The organism is Cellulomonas sp. P1_C4, assembly GCF_056406355.1.
The window spans coordinates 1-10397 of record NZ_JBFUAI010000041.1; the positions used below are offsets into that span (position 1 = coordinate 1).

The 10397-nt window shown below is 72.9% G+C and carries 12 protein-coding genes and 1 pseudogene; all 13 read left to right on the top strand.

Going from position 1 to position 10397, the window contains the following annotated elements; all coding sequences use genetic code 11:
- The coding region (locus AC1DYZ_RS20000; protein ID WP_477066847.1) for a [protein-PII] uridylyltransferase family protein at positions 1 to 1578 on the top strand (1578 nt) is incomplete at its 5' end.
- A gap of 35 nt (positions 1579 to 1613) precedes the next feature.
- Positions 1614 to 3209, top strand: a complete 1596-nt coding sequence (ffh, locus tag AC1DYZ_RS20005; RefSeq protein WP_477066848.1) for a signal recognition particle protein — start codon at positions 1614 to 1616, stop codon at positions 3207 to 3209.
- Positions 3210 to 3215: 6 nt separating this feature from the next.
- On the top strand, positions 3216 to 4310 hold the full coding sequence (locus AC1DYZ_RS20010) for an amidohydrolase family protein (protein ID WP_477066849.1): 1095 nt from the start codon (positions 3216 to 3218) through the stop codon (positions 4308 to 4310).
- A 172-nt stretch (positions 4311 to 4482) separates the two neighbouring features.
- The gene (gene rpsP, locus AC1DYZ_RS20015; protein WP_477066850.1) at positions 4483 to 4905 is read left to right on the top strand and encodes a 30S ribosomal protein S16; all 423 of its coding nucleotides are present in this window, start codon (positions 4483 to 4485) and stop codon (positions 4903 to 4905) included.
- Positions 4905 to 5144, top strand: a complete 240-nt coding sequence (locus AC1DYZ_RS20020) for an RNA-binding protein (protein ID WP_055922281.1) — start codon at positions 4905 to 4907, stop codon at positions 5142 to 5144. Before rpsP ends, AC1DYZ_RS20020 begins: the two co-directional genes overlap by 1 nt.
- A 77-nt stretch (positions 5145 to 5221) precedes the next feature.
- Positions 5222 to 5770, top strand: a complete 549-nt coding sequence (rimM, locus tag AC1DYZ_RS20025) for a ribosome maturation factor RimM (protein WP_477066851.1) — start codon at positions 5222 to 5224, stop codon at positions 5768 to 5770.
- Position 5771: 1 nt separating this feature from the next.
- Positions 5772 to 6542 carry a tRNA (guanosine(37)-N1)-methyltransferase TrmD gene (gene trmD, locus AC1DYZ_RS20030; RefSeq protein ID WP_477066852.1) on the top strand — a complete coding sequence of 257 codons (771 nt, stop codon included), beginning with the start codon at positions 5772 to 5774 and terminating at the stop codon, positions 6540 to 6542.
- A gap of 247 nt (positions 6543 to 6789) precedes the next feature.
- A complete protein-coding gene (gene rplS / locus AC1DYZ_RS20035; protein ID WP_456826617.1) occupies positions 6790 to 7158 on the top strand; it encodes a 50S ribosomal protein L19 in 369 nt (122 codons plus the stop codon).
- 199 nt (positions 7159 to 7357) lie between these two features.
- Positions 7358 to 8206 (top strand): signal peptidase I, encoded by an 849-nt coding sequence (gene lepB / locus AC1DYZ_RS20040; RefSeq protein ID WP_477066853.1) that lies wholly within the window; start codon positions 7358 to 7360, stop codon positions 8204 to 8206.
- Positions 8203 to 8916 (top strand): annotated as a pseudogene (locus tag AC1DYZ_RS20045) (ribonuclease HII); the annotation flags it as partial. The gene lepB and the pseudogene AC1DYZ_RS20045, both read left to right, overlap by 4 nt.
- 305 nt (positions 8917 to 9221) lie before the next feature.
- Positions 9222 to 9545 carry a DUF2469 domain-containing protein gene (locus tag AC1DYZ_RS20050; RefSeq protein ID WP_055922267.1) on the top strand — a complete coding sequence of 108 codons (324 nt, stop codon included), beginning with the start codon at positions 9222 to 9224 and terminating at the stop codon, positions 9543 to 9545.
- Positions 9546 to 9687: 142 nt separating this feature from the next.
- Complete coding sequence (locus AC1DYZ_RS20055) at positions 9688 to 10044, top strand: YraN family protein (protein WP_477066854.1); 357 nt, start codon at positions 9688 to 9690, stop codon at positions 10042 to 10044.
- Positions 10045 to 10397 (top strand): magnesium chelatase domain-containing protein (locus AC1DYZ_RS20060; protein WP_477066855.1); only part of this gene is annotated, 353 nt, incomplete at its 3' end. It lies immediately after the preceding gene.

Consider the following 10397-nt stretch of genomic DNA (forward strand, 5'->3'; position numbering starts at 1 on the left):
GAGGACGTGTCCGGCGTCGCGCTCGGCGCCGTCGGCAGCGTCGGGCGCGGGGACGCCAGCCCGGTCAGCGACCTMGACCTGCTGCTCGTCCACGAGGGCCGCGGGCACTCGCCCGAGGAGCTCTCCGCGCTGGCCCAGAAGCTCTGGTACCCCATCTGGGATGCGGGCCTGGACCTGGACCACTCGGTCCGGTCGCTCGCGCAGTGCCGCCAGGTGGCGTCCAAGGACCTCCCCGCCGCGGTCGGGCTGCTCGACCTGCAGCCGGTCTCCGGGGACGCCGTCGTGATCGCCCGCGCCAAGTCCGCCCTGCTCGAGGACTGGCGCTCGGCCGCCCGCCGGCGGCTGCCGGAGCTGCTGGCCTCGACCCGGCAGCGGGCCGAGCGTCACGGGGAGCTCGCCTACCTCATCGAGCCCGAGCTCAAGGAGTCCCGCGGCGGGATCCGCGACGCGGTCGTGCTGAGCGCGCTGGCCGCCACCTGGCTCACCGACCGTCCGCACGGCGCGGTCGACATGGCCTACGCCCACCTGCTCGACGTGCGCGACACGGTCCAGGTGGTGACGCGCCGGCACACCAACCGTCTGCTGCTCGCGGACCAGGACGAGGTGGCCGCCCTCGTCGGATTCGACGACCGCGACGACCTGCTGGCGAGCATCGCCGAGGCGGCGCGGGTCATCTCGTACGCGCTCGACACGACGGTGCGCAACGCGCGCCAGGCCCTGCAGCGACCGGCTCGCACGACCATGCTGGTCCGCGGTCGGCGCAGCGCTCCGCGCCTGCGGACCATCGCCGAGGACCTGGTCGAGCACGACGGCGAGATCGTGCTGGCCGTCGATGCGCGCCCGGCGGACGACCCGCTCCTCTCCCTGCGGGCCGCGGCGACGGCCGCGCGGACCGGGCTCAGCCTGTCGCCCGTCACGGTTGCCAGCCTGACCGCCACACCGGCGTTGCCGACGCCGTGGCCCAAGGCCGCGCGCACCCACCTCCTGCAGCTGCTCGGCTCGGGGGCCGCCCAGGTGCCCATCTGGGAGGCGCTCGACCTCGCCGGCGTCGTCACCACCTGGATCCCGGAGTGGGCGGGCGTCCGCAACCGCCCTCAGCGGTCGGCCATCCACCGGCACACCGTCGACCGGCACCTGGTCGAGACCGTGGCGCGGGCGGGTCGGGACAAGCGGGTGGAGCACGGCGACACCCTGCTGCTGGCGGCGCTCCTGCACGACATCGGCAAGCGGGCCGGCGCGGGCGACCACTCGACCGAGGGTGCGCGGCTCGCGGGACCGATCGTGCTGCGGATGGGTTTCGACGAGCAGGTCGCGGCGGACGTCACCCGACTCGTGCGCGAGCACCTCACGCTCTCGGAGCTGGCCACCACCGCGGACCCGGACGACCCGGCGACGATGGACCGCCTGCTGGACGCCGTGGACCACCGGCCGGACATGCTGGTGCTGCTGCGGGCACTGACCGAAGCAGACGCGGGCGCGGCCGGCCCGCAGGCTTGGAGCACGTGGCGCGCGACGCTGGTGGACGACCTCACGGCACGGGCCACCCGTGCGCTGGCAGGTACCCTAGGACGTCCCTGACATCGTAAGAATCCCCGAAGCGTGAGGACCGCCAGGTGTTCGCCACCCTGTCCGACCGACTGACGTCGACCTTCAAGAACCTGCGCACCAAGGGCCGTCTGTCCGAGGCGGACATCGACGCCACCGTGCGCGAGATCCGCCGGGCGCTGCTCGACGCCGACGTCGCCGTCCCGGTCGTCCGTTCGTTCACCGGTGCCGTGCGCGAGCGCGCGCTGTCGGCCGAGGTGTCCGGTGCCCTCAACCCGGCGCAGCAGGTCGTCAAGATCGTCAACGAGGAGCTCGTCGCCATCCTCGGTGGCCAGACGCGCACGCTGAGCCTCGCCAAGAACCCGCCGACCGTCATCCTGCTGGCCGGCCTGCAGGGCGCGGGCAAGACCACGCTCGCCGGCAAGCTCGCGCTGCACCTCAAGGGTCAGGGCCACACGCCGCTGCTGGTCGCCGCGGACCTGCAGCGCCCCAACGCCGTCACGCAGCTGCAGGTGGTGGGGGAGCGCGCCGGCGTGCCCGTGTTCGCCCCGCACCCCGGCAACCAGGGCAGCGAGGACGTCATGCCGTTCGGCGCCGACCCGGTCGCCGTGGCGCGCCAGGGCCTGGAGACGGCCAAGACCAAGCTGCACGACGTGCTCATCGTGGACACGGCCGGCCGCCTCGGCGTCGACGCCGAGCTCATGCAGCAGGCGTCGGACATCCGCGACGCGCTCGACCCCGACGAGGTCCTCTTCGTCATCGACGCGATGATCGGCCAGGACGCCGTCGCCACGGCCCAGGCCTTCCAGGACGGGGTCGGCTTCACCGGCGTCGTCCTGACCAAGCTCGACGGCGACGCCCGCGGTGGTGCCGCGCTCTCGGTCGCCAGCGTGACCGGCAAGCCGATCATGTACGCGTCCACGGGTGAGAAGCTCACCGAGTTCGAGGTCTTCCACCCCGACCGCATGGCGTCGCGGATCCTCGACATGGGCGACATCCTCACGCTCATCGAGCAGGCCGAGAAGGCGTTCGACGCTGGCCAGGCCGAGGAGATGGCGGGCAAGCTCGCCGCCGGCCAGGACCTCACGCTCGAGGACTTCCTCGTCCAGATGCAGCAGCTGCGCAACGCCGGCCCGCTGAAGAAGATGATGGGCATGCTGCCCGGCATGGGGCAGATGCGGGAGGCGCTCGACAACTTCGACGAGCGCGAGGTCGACCGCATCGAGGCGATCATCCGCTCGATGACCCCCGCCGAGCGCCGGACACCGAAGATCATCAACGGCTCGCGGCGCTCGCGCATCGCCGCCGGCTCGGGCACCAAGCCGAGCGACGTCAACCAGCTGCTGGAGCGCTTCGACGGCGCGCAGAAGATGATGAGGCAGATGGCCAAGGGCGGCGGCATCCCCGGCATGCCCCCCGGCATGGGCAACCTGCCCGGCATGGGCGGCAAGAAGTCGCGCGGACGCCAGGCGCCGGCCCGCAAGGTCAAGGGCAAGTCGGGCAACCCGGCACGCCGCGCCGAGCAGGAGCGGGGAATCACCAGCCGCCCGTCGGCCCCCGCGGGGTCCTCGTTCGGGATCACCCCGACGGCGACGCCCGAGCCGACTGATCCCGCGGGGCTCCAGCTGCCCGCCGGTCTCGACCGCTACCTCGGCGGACGCTGAGGGCCCGTGCTCCTGCACCTGCGGGGCACCGTCGTGCTCGACGACGAGCGCGAGGTCGGCGAGGCGTGGGTCGTCGACGGCCGGATCACGTTCGTGCGGCCGTCGTCGGCACCCGACGCCGTGCTCGAGGGCTGGGTCCTGCCAGGGCTCGTCGACGTGCACTGCCACATCGGCCTGGCGTCGGACGGGCCGGTCGACGACGGGACCGCGGAGAAGCAGGCCCTCGCCGACCGCGACTCGGGAGTGCTGCTGGTTCGCGACGCCGGTTCGCCGGCCGACACCGGCTGGGTGCACGACCGCGACGACCTGCCCCGCCTGATCCGCGCGGGCCGCCACCTCGCGCGCCCCAAGCGCTACCTGCGGCACTACGGGCGCGAGCTCGCGGACGTCGCCGACCTTCCCGACGCCGTCCGCGAGGAGGCCGAGCGCGGCGACGGCTGGGTCAAGCTCGTCGCCGACTGGATCGACCGCGACCTCGGTGCCGACGGCGACCTGCGCCCGCTCTGGCCGTCGGACGTCCTCGCCGACGCCGTCGCGGCCGCGCACTCCGCCGGCGCCCGCGTGACCGCCCACACCTTCGCCACGGAGTCGCTCGACGCCCTGCTCGACGCCGGCGTCGACTGCCTCGAGCACGCCACGGGCGCGACGCCGGACCAGATCGACCGCATCGCCGCCGCCGGGATCCCCGTGACGGCGACCCTGCTGCAGATCGGCCAGTTCGAGGCCATCGCCGCCCAGGCCTCCCGCTACCCGCTGTTCGCCGCGCGCATGCGTGCGCTGTACGCCCACCGGTACGCCCTGGTCCGCGACCTGCACGAGGCGGGGGTGCCCGTGCTCGTCGGCACGGACGCGGGCGGGACGCTCGCCCACGGGCGGATCGCCGACGAGGCAGCCGAGCTGGTCCTGGCCGGTCTGCCGACGCGCGACGTGGTGGCCGCCGCGAGCTGGCGCACCCGCGCGTGGCTCGGGGTCCCCGGGATCGCCGAGGGGGAGAGTGCCGACGTCGTGGTGTACGACGCGGACCCGCGGACGGACGTCGGTGTGCTCGCCGCTCCGCGCGCCGTCGTGCTCCGGGGGACGGTCGTCGCCGGAGGCCTGTGACCTGCGGGACATGGTTGGGAGTCCCGTCCGGCATCTGGCACAATGGTCGGCTGTACCCGACGTCTGCAGCCCCTCTACCTGCGTTCGTCGTGTCCCTGACCTTCCCGGCGCGCCCACCCCACGGGCAATGCGCGGGCAGGTCACCCAGCAGACCTCAGGAGAAGACCACACCGTGGCCACCAAGATTCGTCTCAAGCGTTTTGGCAAGATTCGTCAGCCGTACTACCGCGTCGTCGTCGCCGACTCGCGCACCAAGCGCGACGGCCGCGTGATCGAGGAGATCGGCAAGTACCACCCCACCGAGGAGCCGTCGCTCATCGAGATCTCCTCGGAGCGCGCGCAGTACTGGCTCGGCGTCGGCGCGCAGCCGACCGAGCAGGTCGAGGTGCTCCTCAAGATCACCGGCGACTGGCAGAAGTTCAAGGGTCTCCCGGGCACCGAGGGCACCCTGCGCACCAAGGCCGACAAGGTCGACCCGAAGGCAGCGATCGACAAGGTCGCCCTGGACGCCGAGAAGGCCAAGGCCAAGGCGTCCGAGAAGAAGGCCGCCACTGTCGAGGCTTCGGCCGAGACGGTCGAGGACGAGCAGGCCTGATGCTCGCCGACGCTCTCGAGCACCTGGTGCGTGGCATCGTCGACCACCCGGACGACGTCCGCGTGAACGCGTCGACGCTGCGTCGTGGGGACCTGCTCGAGGTGCGTGTGCACCCCGACGACCTCGGCCGGGTCATCGGCCGCGGCGGTCGCACGGCACGCGCGCTGCGCACCGTCGTCGGTGCGCTCTCGACGGACGGCGCGGTCCGCGTCGACGTCGTGGACGTCGACCGGCGCTGAGTCATCGCCGAAGGCCCGGTCCCCTAGCCTGGGGACCGGGCCTTCGTCATTTCCACCCCCCGATCGTGAGGACTCCCATGCAGCTGACCGTCGCGCGGATCGGCCGTGCCCACGGCCTGCGCGGAGAGGTCGCCCTCGACCTGCGGACCGACACCCCCGAGGACCGGTTCGGTGACGGTGCCGTGCTGGCGACCGAGCCCGCGGCCCGCGGGCCGTTGACCGTGGTCAGCACGCGCGTCCAGCAGGGTCGCTGGTACGTGACGTTCGCGCAGATCAACGATCGGACGACGGCGGAGGCGATGCGCGGCACCGAGCTGGTGGTCGACGAGGACGCGTCCGACGAGGACGACGCCTGGTACCCGCACGAGCTCGCGGGCCTGCGTGCGGAGCACGTCGACGGTCGCGTGCTCGGCGAGATCGTCGGCCTGGAGCACCTGCCCGCGCACGACATGCTCGTGCTGCGGGAGCCGGACGGCGCGCGGACGCTCGTGCCGTTCGTGCGCGCGATCGTCCCGGTGGTCGACGTCGCCGGCGGGCGCGTCGTGCTGGATCCGCCCGGCGGGCTCCTGGCCTCCGACGCCGCCAACCTCGTGGTCTCCGAGGAGACCGTCGGGGACGACGACTGACGTGCGCATCGACGTCGTCTCGATCTTCCCCGAGTACCTGGCGCCGCTGGACCTGTCGCTCGTCGGCAAGGCCCGCACGAGCGGCCTGCTCGACCTGCGCGTGCACGACCTGCGCGACTGGACCACGGACCGACACCGCACCGTCGACGACACCCCGTTCGGCGGCGGCGCCGGCATGGTGATGCGCCCCGACGTGTGGGGGACCGCGCTCGACGAGCTGCTCGACGCGGACGCGCACCTGCTGGTGCCGACGCCGTCGGGGGAGCCCTTTACGCAGCGGACGGCCGAGGCGCTGGCCGGCGAGAGCCACCTGGTGCTGGCGTGCGGGCGGTACGAGGGGATCGACGCGCGCGTGGCCGAGCACTACCGGTCGCGGGGGCGGGTCACCGAGTTCTCCCTCGGGGACTACGTGCTCAACGGGGGTGAGGTCGCCGCGCTCGTCGTGGTCGAGGCCGTCGCGCGCCTGCTGCCCGGCGTGGTCGGGAACCCCGAGTCGCTCGTCGAGGAGTCGCACGGGGCCGCCGGCCTGCTCGAGTACCCGGTGTACACGAAGCCACCGGCGTGGTCCGGGCTCGAGGTGCCCGAGGTGCTGCTCTCCGGGCACCACGCGCGCATCGCCCGGTGGCGTCGGGACACCGCGCTGGAGCGGACGGCCGCCCGCCGCCCCGACCTCATCGCGGCCCTGCCGGTCGACGAGCTGGACAAGCACGACCTCGCGCTGCTCGCCACGCTCGGCTGGACGCCGGTCGAAGGGCGCCTCTCCCGCTCGTGAGGTCGTCGTGAGGCCATCGTGAGGTTGAGCACCCGATTGTCCGTGGGTGCCGCCCGTGTGGCAGACTTGCCCGTTGGTGCGCGCAGGTCGCGTCTCTGCCACAGGGGAGACGAATCACGACCACCCGGGGTTCGACCCCCGACGCACCGGACCATCAGACCAAGGACGCCGGTCCTGCCTGCACAGGGCAGCCGTGACGCCCTCGACGACGTTCCTGACCTGTGGCAGGGCGGGGAAGTGACATCACATGCACACGCTCGACAGTGTCGACGCAGCATCGCTGCGCTCCGACATCCCGGAGTTCCGCGCCGGCGACACGCTCAAGGTCAACGTCAAGGTCGTCGAGGGCAACCGCTCTCGCATCCAGGCGTTCCAGGGTGTCGTCATCGGTCGCCAGGGTGACGGCGTCCGCGAGACGTTCACCGTCCGCAAGGTCAGCTTCCAGGTCGGCGTCGAGCGCACGTTCCCCGTGCACTCCCCGAGCCTGGAGTCGATCGAGGTCGTGACGCGCGGCGACGTGCGCCGCGCGAAGCTGTACTACCTGCGCAAGCTCCGCGGCAAGAAGGCGAAGATCAAGGAGAAGCGCGACTTCGCCCCCGCCGCGAAGAAGGCCTGAGCCTTCCCGCACGCGACGTCCTGACGGGCGGCCACCGATCCGGTGGCCGCCCGTCGGCGTCTCCGGACGGCGCCCCCGCAGGTCACGCGCGCCCTCGGCCCGTGGAGCGGGTCACGAGGCCGGTGACGCGCGCGACAGGACCCGATCTCGGCCGCTGGTCGTGTGCGCGATCGGGTCCCTCGCGTGCGAGAGTGTGCGGGTGATCGACCGACCCGCCCGAGATCTCGACGAGGACTCGTCGCCCACGTCGTGGCCGGGCCGCGAGGCGCCGGCCGAGGCCGGGGGAGGCCCGCTGATGCCCGACGTCACGGGTGCCGATGACGGGTCCGAGTCACCTCACGCGGCAAGCCGTCGGCACGCCGCCGCACGGCGCCCGAGCGGTGCGGGGTCGCTGCTGCGCGAGACGGTCATCATCCTCGTCAGCGCGATCGTGCTGTCGCTGCTGGTCAAGACGTTCCTGGTGCAGGCGTTCTTCATCCCGAGCCAGTCGATGCACGACACCCTGATCGAGCACGACCGCATCCTGGTCAGCAAGCTGACCCCCGGGCCGTTCGACCTGCGGCGCGGTGACATCGTCGTCTTCAAGGACCCCGGCGGCTGGCTGCCGGCGGGCGTCACCCCCGACCCGGGTCCGGTGCGCGGCGCGATCAACGATGCCCTGACGTTCATCGGGCTCTACCCGGCCGACGCCAACGAGCACCTGGTCAAGCGGCTCATCGGGCTGCCGGGCGACCACGTCGCCTGCGCCGGTCCCGGGGAGCCCGTGACGGTCAACGGCGAACCGCTCGACGAGCCGTACCTCGCGGAGGGCGTGCTGCCCAGCGAGATCGCGTTCGACATCACCGTGCCCGAGAACAGCATCTGGGTCATGGGTGACAACCGGTCGCACTCGTCGGACTCGCGCTACAACCAGGGCAAGCCCGGTGGGGGCTCCGTGCCCATCGCGAACGTCGTCGGCGTGGCGTTCGTGACGGTGTGGCCCATCGAGCGCATCGGCATCCTGCACAACCCCACCAGCACGTTCGCGGACGTGCCCGACCAGCCGTGACCTCCGTCGCGGCGGCTCGCCGGCCCGCTCCGCCTCGCACGGCACCGCACCTGCGGCACGAGCGCGTGCTGCTGCGGGACGGCGCCCGGCTGCTGGCGGGGATGGACGAGGTGGGCCGCGGGTCGCTGGCGGGTCCGGTGAGCGTCGGCGTCGTCGTCGTCGATGTCACGACGAGGTCCGCACCGAAGGGTGTCGCGGACTCCAAGCTCCTCGCCCCGGCGGCCCGGACGCGGCTGCTGCCGGCGCTCAACCGCTGGGGCGTGGCGCGTGCGGTGGGCCACGCGAGCGCCGACGAGATCGACGAGATCGGGATCATCGCGGCCCTGCGGCTCGCAGGCACCCGCGCGCTGGCCACGATCGCCGTGACCGTCGGGCCGGTGGACGTCGTCCTGCTCGACGGGTCGCACGACTGGCTCAGCCGGCCCGCGCAGCCGGACCTCTTCACCGTCGACGACTCGGACGTGCCGGCGCCGCGCGTGCACGTGCGGGTCAAGGCCGACCGCACCTGTGCGTCGGTGGCCGCGGCGAGCGTGCTCGCCAAGTGCGAGCGGGATGCACTGATGGTCGCGCTCGCCGCCGAGCACCCCGGCTACCGGTGGGACGAGAACAAGGGCTACGCCTCGCCCGAGCACATCGCGGCCCTGCGCGAGCTGGGTCCGAGCGTGCTGCACCGACGCTCGTGGCGGCTACCGGGGACGGGCGAGGGCGCAGGGTTCGACGATGCCGCGTTCCTCGGCGACGACGCGGACGTCGTTCTCGAGAATGACGCCCTTCTTGACGACGACGCCGACGCCGTTCTCGACGACGACGCGCTCGACGACGCGGACGCCGTTCTCGATGATGACGCGCTCGACGACGACGCCGACGCCGTTCTCGATGACGGCGTCGACGACGCGCTCGTGGTCGATGACCGGTTGTCGGATGGCTCGGCGGACCGCGACGACTCGCGGACCTGACCGCTCGTCCACCGTGGCGTCGCGCGGCCCCGACCCTGGTCATGGGGGATGATGTCCCGGTGAGCGCGGAGGACCTGGAGAACTACGAGACCGACATGGAGCTCGCGCTGTACCGCGAGTACCGCGATGTCGTGGGGCTCTTCTCCTACGTCGTCGAGACCGAGCGGCGGTTCTACCTGGCCAACCAGGTGGACCTGCAGGTCCGGTCGGCAGCGGGCGAGGTGTACTTCGAGCTGACGCTCGCCGATGCATGGGTGTGGGACGTGTACCGCTCGGCCCGGTTCGTGAAGTCGGTGCGCGTCGTCACGTTCAAGGACGTGAACGTCGAGGAGCTGGCCAAGGCCGAGCTTGATCTCGGGGGCAGCGCGGGCTTCGCCCGCTGACCGTCCGCCCCTCACCCGAGGGTCCCGCTCGCCACGGTGAGCCGCCCACAGCCCCGCGCGGACGTGGCGCCGTCCCCGAGACGGCGACCTCGCCACCCCAGCAACCTCCCGCCCTGGCAGCGTCCTGCGCGGAGGTGGTCCGGTGCGCGCGAAGGACGCAGTGGGGCGGTACGGCGAGGACGTGGCAGAGGCGCACGTCCGCGGTCGTGGGTGGGACGTGCTGGACCGGAACTGGCGGACGCGGGACGGTGAGCTGGACCTCGTCGCGCTCGACGGCGACGAGCTCGTGGTGGTGGAGGTCAAGACCCGCCGGTCGATCGCGTTCGGGCACCCCGCGGAGGCGGTGACGCCCCGCAAGCTGGCCCGGGTCCGGCGCCTCGCGGCGCAGTGGCTGGCCGCGCACGACGTGCACCCGAGCTCGGTGCGGGTCGACGTCATCGCGGTGGTGCTGCCCGCGCGCGGCGCCGCCGAGGTCGACCACCTCGTCGGGGTGGTCTGAGTGGTGCTCGGACGCACGCTGGGCGTCGCGCTGGTCGGGCTGACCGGGCACGTGGTCGAGGTCGAGGCCCACCTCGCGCCGTCGCTGCCCGCCTTCACGCTCGTCGGACTCCCGGACGCGTCGCTGGCCGAGTCTCGGGACCGCGTGCGCGCAGCCGTGACGTCCTCGGGTCTCGGGTGGCCCAACCGGCGCATCACCGTCAACCTCTCGCCCGCCACCCTGCCCAAGTCGGGGTCGGGCTTCGACCTGGCGATCGCGGTCGCCACCCTGGCGGGCGCGGAGGCGATCGACCCGGCCGCCACGCAGGCCGTGGTGCACCTCGGCGAGCTCGGGCTGGACGGTCGGCTCCGGCC